The organism is Pseudomonas sp. YuFO8 (genome assembly GCF_035065025.1).
Taxonomy (GTDB): domain Bacteria; phylum Pseudomonadota; class Gammaproteobacteria; order Pseudomonadales; family Pseudomonadaceae; genus Aquipseudomonas; species Aquipseudomonas putida_AE.
In genome coordinates this window covers 58,838-83,985 of sequence record NZ_JAXDEQ010000003.1, presented here as the reverse complement: position 1 = coordinate 83,985, position 25,148 = coordinate 58,838, and the positions used below count along the sequence as shown (strand labels likewise).

The 25,148-nt window shown below is 60.8% G+C and carries 17 protein-coding genes and 2 pseudogenes; 11 read left to right on the top strand and 8 right to left on the bottom strand.

Features of this window, described 5'->3' with window-relative positions; all coding sequences use genetic code 11:
• Window positions 1–41: 41 nt before the first annotated feature.
• A complete protein-coding gene (locus SOP95_RS03840; protein WP_274075975.1) occupies window positions 42–1,055 on the bottom strand; it encodes an AraC family transcriptional regulator in 1,014 nt (337 codons plus the stop codon).
• Between the two features lie 360 nt (window positions 1,056–1,415).
• Here SOP95_RS03840 and SOP95_RS03835 point away from each other — a divergent pair, with 360 nt between their 5' ends.
• Window positions 1,416–2,477: an alpha/beta fold hydrolase gene (locus SOP95_RS03835; protein ID WP_274075976.1), complete on the top strand. Its 1,062-nt coding sequence runs from the start codon at window positions 1,416–1,418 to the stop codon at window positions 2,475–2,477.
• A 107-nt stretch (window positions 2,478–2,584) separates the two neighbouring features.
• On the opposite strand, the gene SOP95_RS03830 is transcribed toward SOP95_RS03835, so the two are convergent.
• The 5 genes from SOP95_RS03830 to SOP95_RS03810 all read right to left on the bottom strand — a co-directional run bounded on the left by SOP95_RS03830 (window position 2,585) and on the right by SOP95_RS03810 (window position 10,547).
• The gene (locus SOP95_RS03830; protein ID WP_323606208.1) at window positions 2,585–4,234 is read right to left on the bottom strand and encodes a 3-(methylthio)propionyl-CoA ligase; all 1,650 of its coding nucleotides are present in this window, start codon (window positions 4,232–4,234) and stop codon (window positions 2,585–2,587) included.
• Between the two features lie 175 nt (window positions 4,235–4,409).
• The gene (locus tag SOP95_RS03825) at window positions 4,410–4,889 is read right to left on the bottom strand and encodes a 2,4'-dihydroxyacetophenone dioxygenase family protein (protein ID WP_323606206.1); all 480 of its coding nucleotides are present in this window, start codon (window positions 4,887–4,889) and stop codon (window positions 4,410–4,412) included.
• A gap of 106 nt (window positions 4,890–4,995) precedes the next feature.
• Complete coding sequence (locus SOP95_RS03820) at window positions 4,996–5,868, bottom strand: TauD/TfdA dioxygenase family protein (RefSeq protein ID WP_323606429.1); 873 nt, start codon at window positions 5,866–5,868, stop codon at window positions 4,996–4,998.
• A 453-nt stretch (window positions 5,869–6,321) separates the two neighbouring features.
• Window positions 6,322–8,925: a LuxR C-terminal-related transcriptional regulator gene (locus SOP95_RS03815; protein WP_323606204.1), complete on the bottom strand. Its 2,604-nt coding sequence runs from the start codon at window positions 8,923–8,925 to the stop codon at window positions 6,322–6,324.
• Between the two features lie 254 nt (window positions 8,926–9,179).
• A complete protein-coding gene (locus SOP95_RS03810; protein WP_323606202.1) occupies window positions 9,180–10,547 on the bottom strand; it encodes a DUF1329 domain-containing protein in 1,368 nt (455 codons plus the stop codon).
• 249 nt (window positions 10,548–10,796) lie between these two features.
• On the opposite strand from SOP95_RS03810, the pseudogene SOP95_RS03805 reads away from it, so the two are divergent.
• From SOP95_RS03805 to SOP95_RS03780, 6 genes and pseudogenes are all read left to right on the top strand, one after another.
• Window positions 10,797–12,697, top strand: a pseudogene (locus SOP95_RS03805) (DUF1302 domain-containing protein).
• Between the two features lie 183 nt (window positions 12,698–12,880).
• On the top strand, window positions 12,881–15,382 hold the full coding sequence (locus SOP95_RS03800) for a LuxR C-terminal-related transcriptional regulator (RefSeq protein ID WP_323606200.1): 2,502 nt from the start codon (window positions 12,881–12,883) through the stop codon (window positions 15,380–15,382).
• Between the two features lie 36 nt (window positions 15,383–15,418).
• Window positions 15,419–16,459: a saccharopine dehydrogenase family protein gene (locus SOP95_RS03795; RefSeq protein ID WP_323606198.1), complete on the top strand. Its 1,041-nt coding sequence runs from the start codon at window positions 15,419–15,421 to the stop codon at window positions 16,457–16,459.
• A 187-nt stretch (window positions 16,460–16,646) separates the two neighbouring features.
• Window positions 16,647–18,293, top strand: coding sequence for a DUF1254 domain-containing protein (locus tag SOP95_RS03790; protein ID WP_323606197.1), 1,647 nt, complete (start codon window positions 16,647–16,649; stop codon window positions 18,291–18,293).
• Window positions 18,294–18,379: 86 nt separating this feature from the next.
• Entirely contained in the window at window positions 18,380–19,855 is a 1,476-nt protein-coding gene (locus tag SOP95_RS03785; protein ID WP_323606195.1) for a DUF1254 domain-containing protein, read from the top strand.
• A 194-nt stretch (window positions 19,856–20,049) separates the two neighbouring features.
• Window positions 20,050–20,709 (top strand): MarC family protein, encoded by a 660-nt coding sequence (locus tag SOP95_RS03780; RefSeq protein WP_274075979.1) that lies wholly within the window; start codon window positions 20,050–20,052, stop codon window positions 20,707–20,709.
• Window positions 20,710–20,773: 64 nt separating this feature from the next.
• Here SOP95_RS03780 and SOP95_RS03775 read toward each other — a convergent pair whose 3' ends face one another.
• A complete protein-coding gene (locus SOP95_RS03775) occupies window positions 20,774–21,220 on the bottom strand; it encodes a hypothetical protein (protein WP_323606193.1) in 447 nt (148 codons plus the stop codon).
• Window positions 21,221–21,324: 104 nt separating this feature from the next.
• Window positions 21,325–22,119 (bottom strand): transporter, encoded by a 795-nt coding sequence (locus tag SOP95_RS03770; RefSeq protein WP_323606428.1) that lies wholly within the window; start codon window positions 22,117–22,119, stop codon window positions 21,325–21,327.
• Between the two features lie 230 nt (window positions 22,120–22,349).
• Between SOP95_RS03770 and SOP95_RS03765 the strand changes: the two are divergent.
• The 4 genes and pseudogenes from SOP95_RS03765 to SOP95_RS03750 form a co-directional block, all read left to right on the top strand.
• A pseudogene (locus tag SOP95_RS03765) lies at window positions 22,350–22,692 on the top strand (DUF3313 domain-containing protein); the annotation flags it as partial.
• 120 nt (window positions 22,693–22,812) lie between these two features.
• Window positions 22,813–23,178 carry a hypothetical protein gene (locus tag SOP95_RS03760; protein WP_406591676.1) on the top strand — a complete coding sequence of 122 codons (366 nt, stop codon included), beginning with the start codon at window positions 22,813–22,815 and terminating at the stop codon, window positions 23,176–23,178.
• A gap of 14 nt (window positions 23,179–23,192) precedes the next feature.
• Window positions 23,193–23,651, top strand: coding sequence for a glycine zipper 2TM domain-containing protein (locus SOP95_RS03755; RefSeq protein WP_323606190.1), 459 nt, complete (start codon window positions 23,193–23,195; stop codon window positions 23,649–23,651).
• Window positions 23,652–23,910: 259 nt separating this feature from the next.
• Window positions 23,911–25,143, top strand: coding sequence for an acyl-CoA dehydrogenase family protein (locus SOP95_RS03750; protein WP_323606188.1), 1,233 nt, complete (start codon window positions 23,911–23,913; stop codon window positions 25,141–25,143).
• Window positions 25,144–25,148 lie beyond the last annotated feature (5 nt).

The window sequence follows — 25,148 nt, the reverse complement described above, 5'->3', positions numbered from 1 at the left end:
TTTTTTTTGTGTGCGTTGAAAGGCGGGAACAGCGCTCCCTGTCAGGGAGCGACCGCTTGTTTCTGCGCGCGACGCCACGCCGCTGGCGGCATGCCGAACTGGTTGATGAACCAGCGGGTGAAGGAGCTGGCCATGGAGAAGCCGAACATGTCGGCGATGCTACTCATCGAGTGGTTCGGGTTTTCCAGATAACGGAGCGCCAGGTCACGGCGCACCTCGTTGATCAGGTCGTTGAAGGCACAGCCGTCGTCTTGCAGGCGGCGTTGAAAGGTGCGCACGTTCATGCCCTGTGACAGCGCGATCTGTTCGATCGTGGCGCGGCCCATGGGCAACAGCAGGTAGATTGCCTTGCGCACTTCGAACAGCAACGAAGTGTTTACATCGCTTTGCAGCGAGTCGATGTAGTGTCTGGCATAACTTGCCATGGCCGGGTCGGCATTGGCGTTGACCATGTCCAGACTGGCATCGGAGCAGACGATGCCGTTGAAATCGCTGCCAAACTCCAGGTTGCAGCCGAACAGGCGCCGATGCAGATGCAGGTTCTCTGGCGGCTGGTGCATGAAGTTGACGCTGTACGGGCGCCACTGCGCGCCGAGCAGTGTCGAGCACAGGCCGAACAGCACACCGATGACCAGTTCCGAGGCCTGGCGGCTGGGCAGCAGCGATTCGGTGACCATCTCGGCACGAATGATCACCATCCGGCCGGCTTCTTCAACGAAGATCCCCAGGGAGTCATTCATCAGATGACGATAGTGCTCCATTACCTGAAAGGCCTCACGCAGGGTGCGTTGCTGGCTGAGCAGCAGGCTGACCGCGCCGAAGTCTGAAAGCTGACGCGACTCGGCCATGCGCAGGCCGAGGGTCTGGCAACCACTGGCGACGGCAGAATCTTCCAGCAGGCGCACGGCGGAATCGATGGGTATACGGTTTTCCGGGACTCGCAGTTGAGCCTTGCTCAGCCCGACGACGGTCATGATGTCGCACGGGTTGAATCCGAGGTCCTGGGTGACTTCCAGGTATTTGGTCAAGACGGCGGCGCGAACAAGCTTGGGCATGTGCAGGATCTCCCTCGGCCGATGGCGGCGTTGCTTTTTTCATCGAAGGTGTTTTGCGCGGGAAGAGGGCGCTTGTGGCGGAACTGCTGGCGCCAGCGATCTTCAACCCTGGTCTGGCGTGATGCAGAGCAGGTAGCGCGGATCCATTTTAGGGAGCATGGGCCCGGTGGCATGGGCATGGCGGGATAATTTCTTAGCATACTGGGACACAGTCGAAGAGCCTGGAACGATGGCGTAAGGCGCCGCGCTGCAGGTGTTGGCGCTGTCCCAGTTTCACAAGATTGTGTCCCGGGAAGCTCAGTGCAGAGCACCCACACGGCGCTACCTTCAGGCCCACAATTGATAAGATGGAGGTAGAAAATGGATACGCGCACTTCAATGCGTATCGGTCAGCCGCTCGCTGCAATGGCGCCTGCGGATGCCGACGATCCTGATGCATTCAATCACTGCTTTGCCGAAGTCAACGGCATCCGCATGCATTACATCGACGAGGGCCAGGGCCCGCTCGTCATCCTGCTGCATGGTTTCCCCTACCTCTGGTACATGTGGCGGCGCCAGATCGTGGCTTTGGCCGAGGCCGGCTTTCGGGTTGTCGTGCCCGATCAACGCGGGTTCGGGCAGTCGGACCGACCCGATGCCATCGAAGCCTATGACATGAGCCAGGCCGTCGGCGACATGGTGGGCTTGATGGCGGCCCTGGGCGAAACGTCCGCGGTCATCATTGGGCACGACCTGGGGGCCTGGGTGGCTCAAGCGTCGGCCCTGTTGCGACCGGATCTGTTCCGTGGCCTGGTGATGCTCAATACGCCGGTGCCACCGCGCGGCAAGGTCAAGCCGACCGTGGGTTTGCAGGCCATGGCGAAAGGAAGGGTCTACCACCACCTGTATTTCCAACAGCTCGACAAGCCGGATCGCGAGTTGGCCCATGATCCGCGCAAGACCTTGAGCAGCGTCTTCTATTCGATCTCCGGCAGCGCCGTCGGCGCCGAACGCTGGCGTCTGTTCGTCGAGGCCGGTGAACCCATTCTCAATGCCTTCACCGAGCCGAAGGGGGAGTTTCCGTCCTGGTTGAGCCCGCGGTCGCTGGACTACTACGTCGCCGAGTACACACGCACGGGCTTTACCGGAGCCCTCAACTATTACCGCTGTCGTGACCGCAACTGGGAAATCACCGCGTTTCTCGACGGCGCGAAGGTCAGCCAGCCGAGCCTGTTCATCGGTGGTGCTGCCGACCCTTCCCTGGAGCCGGTTGAAATCCGCGGCCTCTACGAGCAGATGGACGCCTACCTGCCCGCGCTGCGCAAAAAGGTGCTGCTACCCGGTGTAGGCCATAGCGCCGCAGAGGAAAGCCCCGCCCAGGTCAACGAATTGCTGCTGGAGTTTCTCGAGCAGTCGATGTCCTGTGAGCCAGCGGCACGCTAAGCCACTTCATGGCGTCAACGCAAAAGGCAGGGCGAACGCTAGCGGCATCTGCCGTAACGTCCGCCCTGCCTTTGCACATGGACAGGGCTGGATTTTTACCTGGCTACTCAGCTGACAACCTTGACCAGCAGATGATCGCCGAACTGCTCGCGCAGACGGTTCTTCAAGACCTTGCCCGTAGCACCCAGTGGAATCGTATCGACGAAGACCACATCATCCGGCGTCCACCACTTGGCAATCTTGCCTTCATAAAAGGCCAGCAGTTCATCCCGCGTCAGGGCTGCCTGCGCTTTCCTGACGATGACCAGCAACGGCCGCTCATCCCACTTCGCATGTTTGGCCGCGATGCAGGCCGCCTGGGCGACTGACGGATGGCTCAGCGCAATGTTCTCGAGGTCGATGGAGCCTATCCACTCGCCACCCGACTTAATCACATCCTTGCTGCGATCGGTGATCTGCATGAAGCCATCGCCATCGATGGTCGCCACATCGCCGGTCGGGAACCATGTCTGGCCGGCGTGCTCGAGAAGCGGCGAGCACTCACCTTCGTTTCTGAAATAGTCGCGTACCACCCAGGGGCCACGCACCATCAGGTCACCCGACGTCGCGCCGTCCCAAGGCAGTTCCACGCCGTCCGTACCGACGATCTTCATGTCGACGCCAAACACTGCGCGGCCTTGTTTGGACTGCACGGCATTACGCTCGGCCGCGGACATGACCAGGTGCCTGGCCTTGAGGGTGCCGATGGTTCCGATCGGGCTCAACTCCGTCATCCCCCAGACGTGCAACACCGCCACGCCGAAGGTCTCCTGAAACCTGTGCAGCATGGCCGTGGGGCAGGCTGCACCGCCAATAATGGTGCGTTTCATGCTGGAGAAAGACTTGTCGGTTTGCTCCAGATGCCCCAGCAACCCTTGCCAGACTGTCGGTACGCCGGCGGAGAGGGTCACCTGCTCCGCTTCCAGCAGGTCGAACAGCGATTGGCCGTCCAGCGCAGGTCCGGGAAATACCAGCTTGGCGCCGACCATGCACGCGATGTACGGGAGCCCCCAGGCATTGACATGGAACATGGGCACAACCGGCAGGATGACGTCCCGCGCCGAGCAGTTCAGGGCATCCGGCAGTGCGGCGGCATAGCTGTGCAATAGCGATGAGCGATGACTGTACAGGACGCCTTTCGGGTTGCCCGTGGTGCCGGAGGTGTAGCAGAGCGTACAGGCGGCTTCCTCGTCGAGATCCGGCCAGGCATAGTCGCAGGCGCCCTGTTGCAGCAGATCTTCATAGCACAGCAGGTTGTCGATACCGGCGTCCGTTGGCATGTGGGCCTGATCGGTCATGGCGATGAACGCCTTGACCGTATGGCAGCGGCCAGCGATGAGCTTGATCAACGGCAGGAAGGTCATGTCGAAGAAGATGTATTGGTCTTCGGCATGATTGGCGATGTAGGTCACCTGGTCTTCATGCAGGCGCGGGTTGATGGTATGCACGATGGCACCCATGCCGCTGATGCCGTAGTACAACTCCAGGTGACGATAGCCGTTCCAGGCAAGCGTTCCGATGCGGTCGGCCGGCTGCACGCCCAGGCCGGTCAGGGCGCTGGCCATCTGGCGCGCGCGACGGTGGCAGTCACGGAAGGTGTAGCGATGGATATCGCCCTCCACCCTGCGGGACACAATCGGTGTATCGCCATGATGGCGGTCGGCGTGTTCTATCAGAGAGGAAATCAACAGCTGCTTGTGCATCATCAAGCCATGCATGGCATCGCTCCGTTCATGAGTCTGAGATCGGGGAGCGGACAGGGTTCTCTGTCAGATTCCACGTCAAGACCGCGAACCGGGACAGCCTGTTTTCCTCCCCTGGATGTTGGCGCTCAGGTAACCGACCCGGCTGCCCCGTGAATCGGGGCGTGCCGGGAGCGTTGCTGGAACCGGATCAGTTGAATGCCGTGAGATCTTTCGGCTCGATGTCATGCAGCTCGCAATAGTCGAGATAACGCTTGAGCCCGGACTTCCAGTTTTCCAGCGCGACGATGTTGTCGTTGTCATCGACAAACGCAAGATCGCCATTGACCTGGACCAGGGTCAGCACATAGCCGTCGCCATTGCCGGTGCTGACGACTTCCGGTGTGTGAGTCGACCCGGCCGTCTCGTAGACGATGCTGCCCGGACCTGCGACCCAGTCATGTTCCTTGTATTTCCACTGGCCTTCGAAGGTGTAGACCATCACCGTGCCCGTGTGGTGATGCTTGGGCAGCTGCATGTCGATCGGCGCCTTCATCATGACGATCCATTCGCCGCGGATCGGGTCGAGCTTGAAGTACTTGAGCAATACGTTTTCCGCATACGGGGTAAACGGAATCCAGGGCAGGGATTCGCCATCGATGACGGCGGTGTCGACGTGTTCGTAGAGCATAGGTATCTCCGTTGATTGTTGTTGTGATCGGGAATTTTTCGGCGGCCGGGATCGCCCGACCCTCACGGAGGGTCGGGTGTTCTGGCAGCCTGTCAGGCAGTCAGGGTCAGGTCAGCGGGGTGCCCGCCAGGGTCGCGCGCAGCATCTTGCGTGGTGCATTGCCGTAGTCAGCCACCGCGTAGTGCTGGACTTGCAGGTTGTCCCACATGGCAACGGTGTTGGTGCGCCATTTCAGGCGAACCTGATATTCAGGAATGGCGGCCTGGGAGATCAGGTAGTTCATCAGATGATGAGCCTCGGGCATGAAGTCCTGGCCGTAACGGATGTCGTCGAAGTTGAAGAAATTCGAGAAATGGGTGGTGAACGCCGAGTTGACGAACAACACCTTTTCACCCGTCTCGGGATGGGTCAGCACAACCGGGTGTTCAGCGCCGGGACTCTTCAGGGCCATCGCGTGACGTTCTTCGCGTGGCAACTGGGCGCCAAAGGTCTGCTCGGCGCCGTGCTTGGCATACAAGCCCTCGATCCGTTGCTTGATGGTGTCGGGCAGATTGTCGTAGGCCATCACCATGTTGGAAAACAGAGTGTCTCCGCCGGTTTCCGGACCCAGTTCGCAGCGCAACACCGCGCCGCGGGGCGGCGCCTTCTTGTAAGTGACATCGGCATGCCAGAGGTTCTCGCGGCTGGCCTTTTCGACATAGTTTTTAGGCTTGTTCGGATCGAGGTTGCGGTACAGCATCAGCAGCTTGTCCGCCTCCGGATGGCTCGGCGCAAGGGGATGGGCTTCCAGTTCGCTGAATTGCGCGGCGAAATGCTGTTGCTCCATTGGAGTGATGTTCTGGTCGCGGAAGAACAGCACTTTGTGCTTGAGCCACAGCTCCCGGATTTGCGCGATCAGTTCGGGGTCCTGAGCGGCGTCGACAAGGCTGACGTTGCTGAGCTCGGCGCCGATGGCGGGCGTGCATAGCTCCACCTTGATCGAATGCTGTCGCACCGACGACCGGATGATGTTCGGTGCCGAGGGAGAGGCTGGTGAAGGGGTGTCCTGGATTTCGGCGATTTTTGTCATTGTTGTCTCCAATCCGTGCTTGTACGGCGGTGCGCAAGATATGCGCCCGTTATAGGTAACTGGCCCCCGCTGATGGGGCGGAGGTAGTGGTCCTATCGTAGATATCCCGGGCACGAGGCTATGAGCGCAGCGGGACAGTTTCTTAGCATGTTGGGACAACGAGCCTAGCGGTCAGGACTCAGGTGAATGATGACCAATGCTCCGGCGCTGTCTTGCTTGCCAGATCGGAATTAGTTGAGATCGACCGTGTGCCTGTGATTGGCCGAATTGGCAGCGCAACCAGTGCGAGATCTGCTGCTTTCATCGAAGGACTTGTTGTTTCCCATGTGAAGCCTTGCGCTACTGCTGAGCACAGGCGGGGTACTAGATAAAGCCGCTCGCCTTGGCCGCCACGGCAGCCTGGGCGCGGCTGTCGACGTTGAGCTTGGCGAAGATGTTTTTCATATGGCTCTTGATGGTCTCGGGCGTGATGCCGAGCAGTTTCGCCATCTCCTTGTTTGACTTGCCCTCGGCCACCAGCTTCAACACATTGCGTTCCTTGCTGGTCAGGCTGATTGCCGTGCGTAGCTGGCTGGCCAGTTGCGTCGCGCTGACCGCGCCCGGCAATAACTGCTGCAATTGCGCTTGCTCGCTCAGGCTGATGTCTTGCTGCAGCGCATAGGCTGCAAGCTGCTGCAAGCGCTCGCAGGATGGCAGATCCGCGAGCAATTGCCTGGCGCCCGTGGCTTCGACCAGACTGCAGGCCTCCAGCAAGGACCTCACCGCACTGTCCGGCTGCTGGCGTTGCCAACTCACCAGAGCACGACTGGCAGCCAGGCGGATCTGCATCAATCGATGATTGTGCTGCATCGCCAGTTGGCCGAGGTGCTCGGCCTTGGCCAGATCGGCCTGGCGTGATAGACCGGCGGCCTCGCACCACAGGCTGGCAAGGCTGGCGAGGCACTGGTACTCATCAAAACTGTCGCTGGCTGGCGGCGGATGCCCGAGCTGCAATGCCTCGAGTTGCTGGGCACAGGCCAGCGCCTCGTGATGTTTGTGTTCAAGCAAACTGATGCGCGTGCGCTCCAGCAACAGCTGCGCATGCATGCGCGGCCACTCGCGGGTGTGCGCCAGCCGCTCGCCATCTTCGAGAAAACTGCGCGCACCTTGCAGGCTGCCACGGTTGCTGCTCAAACCACTGGCGGTGACAAACACGCTGGCGGCGCAATCAAGAAAGCCCCCCAGTTTTGCGATCTCGATGTTTTCCAGGCTGAGCCGGGCGGCTTCATCCAGGCGCCCTTGCATGTATCGAACATTGGCCAGGAAGCTGGCGGGCATTGCCCGCAGGACCGGCGCCTGGGTCTGCTCGCTGCCCTCCCGGGAGCTGCAACGCAGTGCCTCCTCAAGGATGGCCGCGGCTTGGGAAAAGCGTCCTTGCAAGATCTCGCCAAGCCCCATCAGCGTCAGCCGATAGACCTGGTTGGCCAGGTAGCGGCTGCGCTCCAGTGGTGCGCAGATCGTCGGCGGCACACTGTAGAACGCCTCCCAGCGGCAGGCCCCCAGATGACCATAACCGACCACGCATTGCAGGGTATTGCAGATCCAGGGGTGCTCCTTGAGATGTGGCAGGCACTGTTCGGCCAGGCGCCCGGCAATTTCCGCCTGATCGTCCAGTGCCAGCAACATGGCGTGCAGGGCCTGGCATTCCCAATAGAGGTCATCCTGTTCATTGAAGCGCTGCAGTTCGGTCCATTCGGCCTTGACCTCGTCGAGTAACTGGCGAGAGTTGCTGCGCGTCATCGCCAGGCCGGACGCCCAGGCCAGCGCCAGTTTCAACTGCGGCGGACTTTGCAACAGGTGGTCCTGCAACTGGCGTTGCCAGTCCAGCAGGATGATGAAGTCGGCCCTTTCGACCAGCATGATGGCGCAATGCGTGATCCATTCCTGGGCGCTTTCGTTGTCGCCGGCAGCCAATGCGCACCGCACGGCGTCGGTCCAGAGTTGCTCTGCGGCGAACCAATGCGCGGCGCAACGCAGCGCCGTGTTGAGTTCCCAGGCTTGCAACCGGCGACGCAGGTGTTCGCGAAACAACGGGTGGAAGCTGAACCATTCGCCGCTATCGTCCAGCCCGGTAAGAAACAGCTGCAGGCGTTCGATGTCTTCGATCAGGGCATGCCCGTCGGTATGGCCCGTCAGGGCTTGCGCCAGCGTTGCATTGAAGCGTTCCACGCTGGCCAGGTGTGGCAGTTGCCCGGCCAGTTCAGGCGGCAGGCGTTCGAGCAATTCATCGAGCAGCCCGGAAATGCTCTTGGGCAACCGAAAACTGCCCGCAGGTTGTTGGCGCAGGGACAGCAGGCTGGCGCGCAACGCTGCGATCCAGCCTTCCGTGGCCTTGTGCAGGTCCAATACTTCGCCAGCATCGACGGCTTCCAGGCCCGAACGCAGCAGCAGGTCGCGTGTTTCATCGAGATCGAAACGCAGCTGGCCGACGTCTATTTCAAGGCAGGCGTCGCTATAGAGGTGCGCGTACAAGGCGGGTGGCAAGTCGCTGCGCCCACAAAACACCAGGTGCAGGTTATCCGGGGCATAGCGAATGATCTTGTCGAAGGCGCTGATCAGGACCTGCGGCGGCACGCTGTGGTAGTCGTCGATAAACAGGAAACTGCTCTGCGAACTGCGCTCCAGTTCGTTGAGCAGCAAGATCCCCAGCTGGTCGCCGGGTAGCAGGAGCAGGTCCTTGATCAGGTCTTGTTCCAGATCGTCCTTGAAACCCCGTTGGACCGCCGCAGCCACATGCAACAGCAGGCGCTCGGGCGTGGCATCGGTTTCATCGAGCGTTAGCCAGGCGACCCGCGCGCCACGGGCCAACGCCGCCTGTGCCCAGGCGCTGGCGAGGGTGCTCTTGCCGAATCCGGGCGGGGCCTTGAGCACCGTCAGGGTGGCGTGGGCAATCTGTTCGATCAGTTGCTCCAGACGCGGCCTGGGCAAGGTTCCACGGCCGCGGCGCGGAGGAATGAGCTTGGTCGCCAACAGTGGCATTGTCGTTATGGCTGACATACTGACCCGTATTTTTCTTGGAGGAGGGCGTACCTGGGAATGACCCTTCGACAGTATAGGCATGCACACCGGGAAACCGGGTTGGGCGCACGACGCGGCGCAGGGCACCTCAGTTTGGGCCGGATACGAAAAAAGGCCACCGCTAGGGGTGGCCTGGTGCCGGGTATTCGGCGAACGGTTGCGCTTCAGCGTACGCCAGCGTTACGCAAGGCGGCGGTGGAGTAATCGGCCTTGCTGGCCTGGAAGTCGAAATCGTAGAAGCGTTTCTCCTGGTTGGTCATGCCCAGGGCCAGGTAGCGGCCCGACTGCAGGTCATACAGGGTCTCCAGTGCATAGAAGGGAACTTGGTGATCGTACAGTTGCATGGCATGGGCTTCGGCTACGCGCCACAGTTGGCCGCGGCCATCATAGTGATCAACTTCGGCGGCTTGCCAGGTGTCCTCATCGATGAAGAAGTGGCGCTTGGCATAGATATGACGCTGGCCGGGCTTGAGGGTCGCTTCGACTTCCCAGACGCGGTGCAACTCGTAGCGCGTCAGGTTCTGGTCGATATGGCCTGGCTTGAGAATGTCGTCATATTTGAGCTTGGTGGAGGCCAGTTTGTAGCTGTTGTACGGCATGTAGATTTCCTTCTTGCCCACCAGTTTCCAGTCGTAGCGATCGGGCGAGCCGTTGTACATGTCGTAGTTGTCGGAGGTACGCAGGCCATCGGTGGCCAGTCCCGGTCCATCGTAGGCAACCTGCGGGGCCCGGCGCACGCGGCGTTGACCGGCGTTGTACATCCAGGCCAGGCGAGGTTCTTTGACCTGGTCGATGGTTTCGTGCACCAGCAGCACATTGCCCGACATGCGTGCCGGTTGCAGGACGTTCTGGGTGAAGTAGAACATGACGTTGCTCGGTTCTTTCGGATCGTAGTCCTTGAGCTGCGTGCGATAGGTGAACTGATCTTCAAAGGTCACCAGGGTGCCGGCACCGTTGGCCTGAGGGGTGGCCTGGGTAATCACCCGGCGAAAGCTGCCGCCGCGGTAGCGCGTGATGTGGTTCCATATCACCTCCACACCGCTCTTCGGGATTGGAAAAGGTATCGCCGTGTCGAAGTTTTCCAGGCCGTTTCCGCCCTGGATCAGGTTCGTCGTGGTGGCGTTCTTTTTCACGGCGGCATACACCGAGTCCGGGTTGGCCGCACTGCGGCGCGTCTGGTAGACCGGCATTTTGTAGGTGTCGCCATAACGCTTGAACATTTCCAGCTGGCCCGGCGTCAGGTTGTCCTTGTACTGCGCCAGGTTGTCCTTGGTGATGGTGAACAAAGGTTTGTCCGAGGCGAAGGGATCGCTGAGGAATCCGTTGGCATCCACCGGGGCGGCGGTTGCCGGCAGGCCACCGGTCCAGGCTGGAATGCTGCCGTTGGCATTGCCGGCTTTCTCTGCGCCCATGGGCGTGAGTTTTGTGCCCAGTTGTGCAGCCTCTTCGGCAGGAACTGCCGCCATCGCCGCGGTGGACAGGGCAGTGAGGGAGAAAGCTCCGGCTTTGAGCCAGGTTCTTATTGTTTGCATTTCAACTTTCCTCGACAACGTAAGTGGGCCCGGACTTGCGCCGCAGCTCGCCGCAAGTCATCGGCCGAGCAAGAAAGATTGCTCTTGGAACACGCTAACGCACTGAGGCGGCGGGAAATCTCCCCCGTTTGGGGGGCGTCGAAAAGGCCGGGCAGGTATGAGTTTTTGAATCACTCTTTCGTCGCTTACGTTCGGGCGGGGAGAACTGATTAGCTGCGGCGACCAACAAAAACCCAACAGGGGAGCCGCATGAAAAAAACAATAACGCGCGCAGAATTCAAGCTCACGGGGCTTGCTGTAGCCATCGCCCTTGGCTGCGCGGCCCAGGCCCAGGCAGCCAGCTTCAATATCGGCGAAATCGAAGGTACGTTCGACACCTCCCTGTCGGTGGGCGCCAGCTGGTCGGTGCGCGGAGCGGACAAGGATTTCATCGGTTCGAACAACGGCGGCGATGGCCTGGCGCAAACCACCGATGACAGCCACCTGAACTTCAAGAAAGGCGAAACCTTCTCGAAGATTTTCAAGGGCATTCACGACCTGGAGCTCAAATACGGCGACTCCGGTGTGTTCGTGCGGGGCAAATACTGGTACGACTTCGAACTCAAGGATGAAAGCCGTCCGTTCAAGGACATCAGCGACAACGGACGCAAGGAGGGCGCCAAATCCGCCGGTTCGCAATTGCTCGATGCCTTCGTCTACCACAACTACAGCATCGCTGACGCGCCGGGTTCGGTGCGCCTGGGCAAGCAAGTCGTCAGCTGGGGTGAAGCACCTTCATCCAGAACGGCATCAACGCGATCAACCCGATCGATGTCTCGGCTTTCCGCCGCCCCGGCGCGGAAGTCAAGGAAGGCCTGATCCCGGTGAACATGTTCACCATTTCCCAGAGCCTGACCGACAACATCTCCGCCGAAGCGTTTTACCAGCTGGAATGGGACCAGACCGTGGTCGACAACTGCGGCACGTTCTTCTCCCAGCCGGACGTGGTGGCGGACGGTTGCAATCGCAACCTGGCGGTGCTGTCGCCTGGCCTCGCGCCCTTTGGTCCTGCGTTCGGTTACCAAACCACGTCGGAAGGGGTGATCGTGCCGCGCAGTGGCGACCGCGATGCGCGCGACAGTGGCCAGTACGGCCTGGCACTACGCTGGATGGTCGATTCACTGAATACCGAATTCGGTGGCTATTTCATGAACTACCATTCCCGTGCACCGATATTCAGCGCCGAGGTGGCGAACCAGGCCACCTATCGCGAATCGGCGGGTATCCTGGCCGGTGCTTCGTCTCCCACCGTGCCCGGCGCAGCGCGCCAGGGTGTGGCGATCGCCAATGTGGCGGCCGGCAGTCAGTATTTCATCGAGTACCCGGAAGATATTCGCCTGTACGGCTTGAGCTTCGCGACCACGTTGCCCACCGGTACTTCCTGGACCGGCGAGATCAGCTATCGTCCCAATGCCCCGGTGCAACTCAATACCACGGATGTCCTATACAGCGGCGTGCGTGGCCTGGCGCAGTTTGGCGGGCCGTTCTCCAGCTTCTCCAACTTTTCGGTCCTTGGGGGCGATCCGGCATCCATTCCGGGTAGCACCGTCCATGGCTATGAGCGCAAGGAAATTAGCCAGTTGCAAAGCACCTTCGTGCACTTCTTCGACCAGGTCCTGGGCGCCGAGCGTCTGACGGTGGTCGGTGAAGTCGGGGTGACCCATGTGGGCGGCCTGGAGAGTAAATCCCAGGCACGTTACGGGCGCGATGCGGTGTTCGGCCCGGGCGCCTTGCCCGCCGATACCTGCCAGGCCATCAACGCGGGAGCAGTGGGCGCCAACGGTAAAAACGTCGACAAAAACTGCAACAACGACGGTTTCACCACCGCCACCTCCTGGGGCTATCGCGGCCGTGCAATCCTCGATTACACCAACGTATTTGCCGGTATCAACCTCAAGCCGAGCGTTGCCTGGTCCCATGACGTCAACGGCTACTCGCCCGGTCCCGGCGGCAACTTCGAGGAGGGGCGCAAGGCCGTCAGCCTTGGCCTGGATGCCGATTACCTCAACACCTACACCGCCAGTCTGTCGTACACCGACTTCTTTGGTGGCGAGTTCAACACCTCCACTGATCGCGACTTTGTCGCCCTCAGTGTCGGGGTGAACTTCTAACAGTTCTCCGGGAAACATTGACTCAGTCCCAGGGCACCGGGGCGCGCACTTGAAAATGGCTCATGGCGAGTCGGCTATCCCCCATTGCGGGGACTAAAGCCTGCAAGGCCATCGACTAGCATGAGCGGCGATCAAGCTTGCGCCCCCGGGCCTTTGGCGAGACAGGAGAGCAGAGTGTCCAGAATGCCCCCCCTTCCTAACGGATTCATTCCCCGTGGCCGGCTGCGCGATGCGTTGCTTGAGGCGCGCTGCCGGCTACGCCTGATCTGGGCGCCGGCGGGCTGTGGCAAGAGCTTGCTGTTGCGCGAGTGCGCACGACAATGCCCGGCCGATGTCCCGCTGCTGTGGTTTGATCTTCAGGGTCGGCAACTTCAGGAGACGGCGTGGCTGGATTGCCTGGCTGCGGCCCTGGGTCTGGAACACGCAGATTTTCAATCGGTGCAAACCCACCTGCAGCAGCGGCAGACGCCTGTCTGGCTGATGCTCGACGGTCTGCCCGGTGCCATCGAAGGAAGTCTTGACGACTGTTTGAACCGGCTGATGCAGGCGTCGTCCTGCCAGGTTCAGTGGTGGATCGCCAGTCGTCGCCGGCCAGTCTTGCCTCTGACGCGCCTGTTGCTGGAGGGCGAGTTATTCGAGTTGGGCGCCGCGCAGATGGCCTTGACGGCCGATGAGTTGACAGCCGTTTTGCACAATCGCGGACAGACGGTACAACCCTGGGCTGTCGACGAACTGCTGGCCCGCACCGGGGGCTGGTACACCGGGATCCGCTTGCACTTGCACGGTGCCGGGCAGGGCCATGCGCCAGGCCATGAAACCGACGCCGCGTTGCTCCAGCGTTACCTTGAAGAAGAAGTGCTAGCCGCCTTGCCTGGGGCCTGGCAACAAACCCTTTGCACCCTGGCTTGCCTGCCTGGCTTCGATGCCGGGCTCTGCGAGCATCTGCTGGTATCGGTCGAGGGAGCCCCACCCATCGACCGGTTGTACGAGAGCGGTCTGTTCATTGAGGTACTGGACAACGGACATCAACGCTTTCGCGTTTGGCCGGCCATTGCAGGCGTACTCGCCAGGCAAGTGGCCGAGGCGGCGAAACAGGCGCTGTACCGCCGTGCGTGTGACTGGTATCGCAGCCAGCATCAGGTTCGGCCCGCAATTGAACTGGCCCTGTTGGCAAGCGACGGCGAGTTGGCTGCCGAGCTCTTGCAGCAATTGCCGTTGGAAAGCTTGTTCCAAGGCCGTGAGCTGGCCCGCGTATTGAGTGGATGCAAGATCCTGCCGCGCGACCTGCTGTGCCGTACGCCGTCGCTGTTGATCCTCGATGCCTGGGCACTGTTGCTCAGCGGCCGCCTCGAAGCGGCAGCGCAAAGCGCCAACCGGTTGCAACGATTCATGCCTCAACCCGGTGCCCGGCAGCAGCGCGAACTGCTCGCACAATGGCAAGTGCTGATCGCCATGATCGCCGCCCAACGTGGTCAACCCTTGCCGTCGAACAGCGACTTGGGCGAGGCACTGGCGTTAATGCCGCCAGCTGCCTGCGCGCAACAGCTCATGACCAGGATGGCCTTCATCGAACTCGCCCAGGTCGACGCTCACCTGGAAACCGCCCATGACCTCAACGGCACGGCCACCCGCCTGGCACGGGAACGCGGCAGCCTTGGTCTGGAGGCGCTTCTGGTCCTGCAACACGTACAACTGCTGGGCATTCGCGGCGAATTGACCCGGGCCGAGCGTCTGCTGCGCCAGTTGCAGGGCGAACTCAATGGCACCTGGGCGGAGCCTGACCTGCTGTGGGGCCGGACACAGGTGCGCCTGGGCGAGATCCTGCTCAAGCAAGGGCGATACCCGGAGGCCGCGAGGTATTTCCAGAATGGTTTGCACGCGGGTCTGGCCTGCGAAGACCCGCTGGTCATCGACGCCTACATCGGCCTGGCTGCGCTCGATGCCGCGGCCGACGATCTCGACCAGGCCTTTACTCGCCTGGCACAGGCCAAGCGCCTGATGCAACGGCGCAACATCGTCGAGCCGCTGTACATGGGGCCGCTGGTGCTGGCCTACGGCGAACTGTGGCTGCAGCAAGGACGGCCCGAGCGGGCAGGGCAGGCACTGGAAAAAATTCTCGCCCACTACCGCGGTGCCGGTGCTTGCAAGCCGCCATTTGGCAGTCCGGAGCTGGTCCAGCGCCTGGAACTGTTGTTCTGCCAGGTACGCACGGCGTCGGGGCAGGATGTGCGCGTGCAGCTGGAATCCATGCTCAAACGGGCCCTGGCCCAGGGGCGACGGACCCTGGCCTGCGAACTCTGGCTCAGTCTGGCCGAAGCCCAATACGCCCAGAATCTGCAAGGCAAAGCGCAAATGAGCCTGCTTGATGGTCTGGCGCTGGCCCGACAAATCGGCCTGAAGCACGCACTGCGCGTTTGCAGTCAGCGCAGCCCCGGCTTGATGCGCTGGGGCAAGGACGTCTTCAACGACGCCACGGTCTGCACCACGGCTGTCCTGCTCAGTCAGCGGGAACTGTCGGTACTGGAAATGATTTCCCGGGGCTTATCGAATCAGGAAATCGCCGAATCGCTGTTTATCTCTCTTCATACCGTGAAGAGCCATGCGCAGAAAATCAACGTGAAACTGGGTGTATCGCGCCGGACTCAAGCGGTGGTCCGCGCGAAGATGCTCGGTCTGGTGGCGTGACCCGGCAGCACCACAAACACAATCCTGAGGTGACGAATGAAAAACAAGCTGTTGATTTACGGGGCCAATGGCTACAGCGGCGAACTCATGTGTCGCGCAGCCACGCAGAGAAATCTCGATGTGGTGATTGCCGCGCGTTCCGACACCAGGCTGCGCCCATTGGCCGATGAGCTAGGCATCGAATATCGGGTATTCGCCCTGGAAGATGCCGTGGGCGCTCTGGACGACATCGCTGTCGTGCTCAATTGTGCCGGGCCGTTTTCGGCCACGGCACGGCCGCTCGTGGAGGCGTGCCTGGCCATGGGTATTCACTATGTGGACATCGCCGGCGAGCTGTCGGTGTTTCAGATGTGCCATGAGCTGGATGCACGGGCCAAAGCGGCCTCGATACTGCTCTGCCCGGGATCGGGTTTCGACATTGTGCCGACCGATTGCCTGGCCGCCAGCCTCAAGGCGCGCATGCCCGACGCCCAGCGTATTGACCTGGCGTTTTCGTTCGGCACGCGACCCAGCGCCGGCAGCCTCAAGACCCTGGTCGAAGGCATCCGCCTGGGTGGCCTCATCAGGCGCGACCATCAACTGAAAAAAGTTTCCAATGGCTATCGCATTCGCCGGGTTCCCTTCAAGGATCGCGCCCGCTGGAGCGTCACCATTCCCTGGGCCGACGTCTATACCGCGGGTGTATCCACCGGGGTGCCCAACGGCATGGTGTACACCGCGCTGCCGTTAGGCGTGGGGATTTTCCTGCGTCTGACTTCGGCCATCAACGGCCTGCTGGCAACCCCCACGGCGCAACGCTGGCTCAAGCATCTGATCGACAGATTCTACACGGGCGGGCCGAGCCACGCAGAGCTGGACAATCACCGTACCCAGTTCTGGGGAGAGGCGGTGGACACCGATGGCCGCAAACTCACGGCAGTACTTTCGGCGCCGAGTGTCTATCGACTGACCGTGGAAGCCGGGCTGGCCATCGCTGTGCATTGCCTGAAAGGGCCTGTCGCCGGTTTCCATACCCCGGCCATGCTGATGGGCAACGAGTTCATTCAATCGTTGCCCGGAGTGGAGTGGGAACACTAAGCGTCTGCGGGGCAGGGCGGTGCGATTATTGATCTACACTGCTTCGTGTCTTTCCTGACCTACCCCGGCAGTGCATTTCGTAGGCCACGATTTCAGTCAACAATTGATGTGCTCCCCAAGGCAGGATTCCTGGTGCGCGTGATTCATGGCCAGCCATTCTGCGGGAGCCAATGCAGGGAGACGCTCAATGCATCAACGCACACTTCTGGGGGCAATCATGGTTTCCGCCATCCTGCCCCTGTGTACGGTTGTCCAGGCCGCGGCGGCCATTCCACCCTCGATTGCCACGCCCGACCGGGTCGAATCCAGCCTCGGCCCCCTCGAATACAAGGATGGTGCACCGACTAAAGAGACGGTCACCAAGGCCTATGACTACCTGGACCTGATGCATGGCGTCGAAGCCTTCGTCAACGCCTACCAGGGCGCCTCGGTCGCCGCCATCTTCAAGGGTTTCCAGGAGGCCGGCATACCGAACAACACCGCCTTGATCTTCTCCGGACTGATGGACGCCAAGTCGCTGTTTCTCACGGCCAACGCCGATACCGTGTATTTCTGGGTCAACCTGGACGTCAGCAAGGGCCCGATCGTGGTCGAGACGCCACCGCTCTCGCTCGGCGTGGTCGACGACATGTGGTTCCAGTGGGTGACCGATTTCGGACTGCCCGGACCGGACCGTGGCGAGGGCGGCAAATACCTGTTCCTGCCGCCCGACTACAAGGGCGAGGTGCCGGAGGGCGGTTACTTCGTGAAGAAGATGGGCACCACGCGCGCCACGCTGCTCGGGCGTTCGTTCCTGGAAAAAGACGACCCGAAACCGGTGGTCGCGCGGATCAAGAACACCCTCAAGGTCTATCCCTACCTGCCCGGCGGCTACGGCACCAGCATCGGCACGGCCTTGCAGGGCAACGCAACGCTGGCGCGCACACCGGAGCACCAGCTGGACTGGTCGTTCCTGCGACCCAAGGAGCCAGTGCAGTTCACCGAAGGCACGGGCAAGGTCATGAACACGGTGCCACCGAGCGACTTCAGCTATTTCGAGTTACTCAATGATGTGGTGCAGAAGGAACCGGCGACGGCATTCTCCACGGAAATCATGGGTTCGCTGGCCGCCATCGGCATCGTCAAGGGCAAACCCTTTGCGCCCGATGAGCGCATGAAGAAGATCCTCACCGATGCGGCGCACATTGGTAACGCGGCGGCGCGCAGCCTGAATTTTCGCTTCCGGCCCTCGGACGGCGGCTACTACTACCCGGATTCCACTTCCTGGTTCAACCCGTTGTTCCTCGGCGGCTACAACTTCGAAACGCCACCGCCACAGGTCAGCCCGGAAGGCGCTATCAGCGTCAATCCACCGACCGGGGCGCGCACCCTCAATGTGCGCACGACGATGTTCTTCGGCTACACCTTCATCACCCCGGCGATGATCATGCGCCTCACCGACATCGGCTCGCAGTACCTGGTCGGCGTGGCGGATGCCAAGGGTGAGTATTTCGATGGCAGCAAGACTTACAAGGTTACGCTGCCGGCGAAGATCCCGGCCGGGAAGTTCTGGTCGTTCACCGTGTATGACAACCAGACCCGCTCGATGCTCGACACGCCGCAACGCTACCCGCGCGCAGGCAGCCAGAACTATCCGACCCCGGCTGCGGTGCCGAGCAGCGATGGCTCGACTACCGTGTACTTCAGCCCGAACAAACCCGACGGCGTGGAGGCGGGCAACTGGATTCAGACCGATCCGAACAAAGGCTGGTTCACCATCCTGCGACTGTACAGCCCGCTCGAAGCCTTTTTCAGCAAGACCTGGAAGCCCGGCGATATAACGCTGGTGCAGTAGCGAGTGCAACGGCGCGCGGGCTGCGCGCCGGGAACGCATGTGAGTTTTAGTTGACCCACATCATCAACCAGCAAGGGAAGTGAATCGTGAGAACAGCACCCACTACCATGGCCTTGAGTCTTGCGCTGGCGGCGATCATCGCCCCGCGCCTGAGCCTGGCGCAAGCGCCGGACATCCAAGTACCGATTCCTACCGCCGTCAACCAGGTGCCTGGCCCTGTGGCCGGCAACGTGATGACCCAGTCCTATGTCGAGATGGTCGGTCGCATGGCGTATGTATGGGGTTACCCCATGGTCAACGCCTATAACCGCCGCAAGGCCTTCTCCGAGGCACCGAAGCCCGGCTTGCTGGGCGGTATCATTCCGGTCGCGCCGGTCGGCCAGAACGCGATGCTGACCAGCTATGTCGAGCCCCAGCAACGCTTCATCGCCTGCCCCAACCAGGACGTGGTCTATGGCGCAGGCTTCACCGCGCTCGATACCGAACCGACGGTGATCCAGGTGCCGGACTTCGGCGACCGCTTCTACGTGTATGCCTTGTACGACGCTCGCACCAACGAAGTGGCGCGCATCGGCAAGCAGTACGGGACCAAGCCGGGGTTCTACCTGATCGCCGGGGACAACTGGAAGGGCACCGTGCCGCCGGGCATTACCGCCGTCGCCCGTTCTTCGACCGACCTGGTGTTCGTGATTCCCCGGGTGTTCAAGGATGACACGCCGGCCGACACCGCGGCCGTGCAGCCGTTGATCAACCAAGTGGTCATGTACCCCTTGAGTCAGTTCGACGGCAAGATGAAAACCGTGGACTACGCCAAGCTTCCGCATTTCCCGGCTCCGGCGGGCAGCGGCGGCGAGACCAAATGGGTGAGGCCGGCGAGCTACTACGAGGATCTCGCGGACGTATTGAAGCGCGTGCCGCCGCTACCGGGCGAAGAAGCCCTGTACGCGTGGATCCGCTCGGTGTGGGAGGCCGCGGCGAGCAACCCCGAGACCAAAAAACAGCTGGTGGACACCTTCGCCAAGGCCGATGCCGACCTCATCGACCCCCTGTTCCACTTTCGCTACAACGGTCGGCCCATCGGTCGCGGCTGGACCGCTCCGGCCAACGCGTCACAGTGGGGCACCGACTACCTCAACCGTACCGCCATCTCCAAGTCGAGCATGTACCAGAACACGCCCGAGGAGACCCAGTACCAATTCAAGGAAGACGACAGTCAGGGGCAACCCCTGGACGGCAATCATCAATACACGGTGACCTTTGCCAAGGGGCAGACGCCACCGGTCAAGGGCTTCTGGTCGTTGACGCTGTACAACGCCGAGCACTTCTTCCACGCCAACCCCTTGCAGCGCTTTTCGCTGGGCACCAAGAACAAGACGCTCAAGGACAACCCGGACGGTTCCCTGACCCTCTACCTCGGCGCCAAGTCCCCGGGCGCGGACAAGGAAAGCAACTGGCTGCCAGCTCCCACGGGGCCGTTCTCGTTGCTGCTGCGCAATTACTGGCCTGAGGCCTCGATCATCGACGGCAGCTGGACGCCGCCTGATGTGGTGAAAACCAACTGACCCTGATGCGGTTTGCCCGTGTAGCGACAGTCATTCACTTGCCTGCCCGGCAATCGGGCAGGCAAGGCCTGCACAGGCATCTACGTTTTCAGGCGGACATTCGGGATCCGCTGTTTTTTATGCCCATGATTTGAGGCGCGCTGTTTTTGATCAGCTATGGTAAGCCGGTACACAACCCACTTGGCAGATCATCCATGAACGCCTACCTCACACTGTTCTTCGGCATGTTCACTACCCTGCTGGCAATCATCAATCCGCTTGAGGCCATTCCGGTATTCCTTGGCCTGCTGCAAGACAAAGACGCTGTCGAACGGCGTCGAGTGGCGCGCAAGGCTTGCCTCTATGCGCTGCTGCTGATGTTTTTCTTTTTGATTTTCGGAAACCTGCTGCTGCGCCTGTTCGAGGTTCCATTGAGTATGATTCGGGTGGTCGGTGGGCTGATCCTGATGCGCATCGGCTTCGAGCTTTTCGCCCCTTCGCCCAACAGCAATCTGATTCCAAGCGCTGGCAAAGGCGACCAGGACGTATCCTTCATCCCCATGGCCATGCCGATCATGTTCGGCCCCGGCGCTATTGCCACCGTGATCGGCTTGACCAGCACCATAAAAGATTCCGACCGCGCCATACTGTCCTTCGCCGTGGTGGCACTGGCGATCTGTGCCACTATGTTCACAACCTACCTTTCTTTGGCTTACGCCAATGTCATCCTGAAAAAGATTGGCCCGCAAGGCATTGACGCAGCGACCCGCATCGTCGGCTTCTTCGTTTCGGCGATGGGCGTCGGCCTGATCTTCCACGGGACGGTGGAGTTTCTTCAGTCATATGGAGTGCTGCTTGACGGGGTAGCCAAGTAAGGCGACGCCTTGCGCAGCGAATGGCGAGGTCAAGAAGCGGCCGGTCAGCGCTGTCATAATCGCTTCACCTGACCGCTTGTGCGATATCTCCGCAAAAAATATCGACGCTGCCATCCTCGGGAGTCGTACGCACGACGATGGAGTACTTCCCGGACAGCAGTTCAGGGACGGCGACAGGCGCAGTTCGGTAATAAGTCCAACCGGCTTCAGCAGCACGTTGAGTGGTAATCCTGTTGTTCATGTCATAAGCGGCTGGGCCTGGCTGCTGGCAGCTGCCTTTGTTGACAAAAGTGTAGAGACGCAACGGCAGAGTGGTTCCGTCCGGGACACCAGAAATGTAGAAGTCAAAACTGGTTTCATTATCCACAGTGGTCAGAGTCGTACTGCCGATCTGGCCAGTATTCTGTTGGGTAGCGGTCAACGGCAGTGTTACCGGATGGCTGGAGGAACTGGTGCAGCCCAAGAGGCCTGCCGAGCCCAATAGCATTACCAGCGGGGCGCTGTATTTCATTGGCAATCTCCATCAATGAGTTGGCTGAGGCTCGAGCTGTTATCTACACCGTCGAGGGCATTGCAGTAGCGGTGAAACAGAAATTATTCCGGCCTGAATTAAATCTACTTTGGAAACAACAGCGTAAACGCTACCCGAAATCCCCAGCCTTCAGCACCGTCTTTCGGGCTGTCAGCCCAGTAGCGCGGTCCGGCCTGCAAGCTCATGGGTTGATGACCTACTTTGAACAACTGGGTCACGAACAGGTTGATCGGCACCGACCATTCGCGGGTTTGCCAGTCGTAGGTGGATTCGGTGTTGATGCCAAAGGTTGTGTAGGTATGGGTGGTGTAGCTGAAGAACGGTTGCAGGAACGTCTGGTTGATCTTTTCCTTGTCGTCGGGCGGGCTGCTTTCCACGGACCAGATGTGGTTGGCCAGAATACCGCGAGTCCAGCCATTACTTTGTTTAAGCGCCACCACCGTAGGCCCGGCGCCCCATTGTTCAGCGCTCAGCAGGTCATCACTGCCGGTCGGCACCAGAATCACCGGGCCGGCCCCCAGAATCCAGCCGCTGGCGGTGGGTTCCTTGGGTGAAAAGAAGAAGCTCTGAGTGATATCACCGATACCGGATTTGTCGGCTTGCCCGCCGGGTACCAGGCCATGTTGGTCAATGACCGGCAGGATGGTTCGGGAAATCAGGTTCCATTTCTCGTTGATGCTAAATGGCAACACGGGCTGGATATTGGTGACGCTTTGATAACCCTCGCCGCTGGGCCCGAGCTTCTGGTTCCAGTTGTATTGAATGGGCACGCTGTAGAGCGCCGCCACCGGGTTCAGCGATTGCTTGGCCAATTCCGCCTGGCTGTCGGCGGAGAACCCGAGGTGGGGCCAAAGGGTTGCCAATGTCATGACGGGCATGAATTGAAGAGCTTTATTCATACGTACACCTTTCCGATCTCGAAAACATGAACTACCACTTAGTGGTCTGTCCCCGGCTCCGTCCAGCGTAGTTCAGACTTTCTGAATCAGAACTAATTTGGGTGTTCGAGAAAGCTTTCTTGTCGAGGTAAGTCCATGCAACTAAGGAAGGCTGCGATTCCAGCTGTGCTTGTTCTGTTCTGCCATCAGGTGCAGGCGGGCGGCATCAGGTGTCGAACATCTCAGAAGCGCCGACCGGCTCAAAGCCCCTGATCATACGTGCGGCGGTCACCGGCGTGAGTGCCTCCAACGAAGGCATGAAATGGTATGAAGTGGTGCCCATCGCCGCCGTTGTCGGAGCCACACAGGCGGCCACCGGTCACCGGGATCAGGACACGAACCTGTTCATCGAAGCCGAACTCATCGATGCGAAAACCAATCAAACCGTCGCCAAAGTGGTTCGCAAGGTCTTTGGTAGCACCTTGGAAAATGAGCCAGAAAATTACCGCCCAGGACTTCAAGGCCGCCATCGATAAATTGAATGTTGATCTTTGGGCGTTCATTCGCAGTTGAACCTTAGCGTAGCCGTCACGGCGGCTGCTCGAAACCCTCAAGCAGAGGATTGCTGACATGCGTCTTTATTCATCGCTTCGATGCGCAAGCTTGCAAAGACCGTTACTAGTGGCCGCGCTGATGACCAGCGTGCTGATGCTCAGTGCCTGTGCGTCGGTGGATGCGCAGACAACCGCTTACGTCGGCGTCGAGCACCCCGCGCCAACCCTGGCCAGTGAGGTGCAGATCCTCCGTACAGCGCCGACGCGGCCCAACGTGCGGTTGGGCGAAATCCTGATCGATGCCAGTGTCGACCCGGCACCGCCCATCACCCAGGTCGAACAAAAGCTGCGCGAAGAAGCATCCAAGCTTGGCGCAGATGCAGTGGTTGTCGTTTATGACCAGATCCAGCCCGTCGCTGCCTACGTGAGCGGGCCACTCTGGAGCCGTGACATCGAAACGATTCAGGGACGCAAGCTCAAGGGCATTGCCATCAAATATCAATGACGAGGTACACCGCTATGAAAGCAATCATGTCCTGGCTGACGATCACATTGGCGGCTGTACTGATCAGTGCCTGTTCGGCCGTCAGCTCAACCGACGGCGGCGCCGGTGAAGTTGAAATTCGCTCAGGCACAATCGAGCAGATTTCGCTGACACAAATGCAGACCAATCACGACAGTGGCGTCGGTGCTGTCCTCGGTGGCCTGGGTGGCCTGGGGATCGGCAGCCTGATTGGCCGGGGCACCGGGCGGGATGTTGCCATGGTCGCCGGCGCGCTCGCCGGGGCGGTGGGTGGTAATTACGCCGAGAAGAAAAAGTACGATCAACCGGTAGAGGCGCAGCAGATTATCGTGCGGGTCAACAGTGGCGTGCTGGTCTCAGTGACCCAGCCGATCAATCCCTCCCTGGCTAAAGGGATGAAGGTGTATATCCAGGGCTCAGGCAACGATGCTCGTGTGGTTCCGCAAGGTGGTTAAGGTTCATCCGAGGTTTTTGAGCGCTGCACTGTTCCCCAGGCACTTGTAACAAGGACCTGGGTAACCGTAGTTATTCACTTGCCTGCCCGGCAATCGGGCAGGCAAGGCGGGCCCCTTGATCTGCAAGTCTGAACACCCCCCATCCCCCATCAAGGGGGTCAATCCCCGTCGTTCCTGCGCATACCATCCAGCTCGTCCTTGTCGCGACAGCCGCGCCTTGCGTGCGGCCCGCTGCCGCCATTTCCCGAGAGAAACAATAATGACTGGGTATGCCTTGCGAGTGGAACTTGAACCAACCGGCCTCGATGCCGACCTCAACGAGCTGGAATCGGCGATGCAGCAAAGTGCGCGGCGCTTTGCCTGCAATGTGATGCGACCGCTCGGCCAGCAGCTCGACCAGATGACCCCGGCGCAGGTGATCGCCACCGACTCGCCGTTGTGGCAGGTGTTCGAGGAGTTCGCCGGGCTCGGCCTGAACCTGGCCGATCTGCAGGCTTTGCCGGCGGCCGATCGCGCACGCCTGATGAGCCTGGTGTTCGAGGAATTGGGGCACGGTGACGGGGGCCTGGCCGTGGTGCTGGGCGCCGCCATGCTCCCGGGCATTGTCCTGGACCTGGTCGATCGGCAGGACCTGATGCAGCGCTACATCGACCGCCCGCTGGGCTGCTGGGGCATTACCGAACCGGACCATGGCAGCGACATGCTCGACAGCAGCGGCCACGTACGCCACCCCGGCGTGGGGCATGGCCGATTGAATTGCAACGCGAAAATCCAGGGCGAGCGCATCGTCATCAATGGGCAGAAGTCCGCCTGGGTGTCCAATGGACCGATTGCGCAAACCTGCATCCTGTTCTGCGGTTTCGACGATGGCTCCGGCCGCGACCAGCGCTGCGTGGTGCTGGTGCCGCTCGACAGCGCGGGTGTCAGCCGCGGGGCACCGCTGGACAAGATGGGCCAGCGTGCGCTGCCGCAAGGTGAATTGTATTTCGACAACGTCAGCCTGCCGCTCGACCACCTGGTGGCCGGGCCGGAAGACTACGCCAGGGTCGAGCAGGGCGTGCTCGCCGAGGCCAACGCATTGATGGGCGTGATCTGGACCGGCGTGGCCCGTGCTGCCTATGAGCTCGCCTACACCTACGCCCACCAGCGCAAGCAGGGCGGGGTGCCGATCATCGTTCACCAGAACGTGCGCTATCGCCTGTTCCACATGTTCACCCGCGTCGAGGCCTCCCGTGCCCTGGCTCGCCGTGCGGTGCTGTTCAACCAGCTGGCGCCACGCCCGGCGCTGCAAGGTTCCATCGCCGCCAAGATCACCGCGACGCAGACCGCCTTCGACGTGGCCTCGCAAGCGATCCAGCTGTTCGGTGGCAACGGCGTCACTCGCGAGTACCCGGTGGAAAAGCTGCTGCGCGATGCCCGCGCCTCGATGATCGAGGACGGTTGCAACGAAATGCTCGCCATCAAGGGCGGCACCCTGATTTCACGGATCTGAGAACC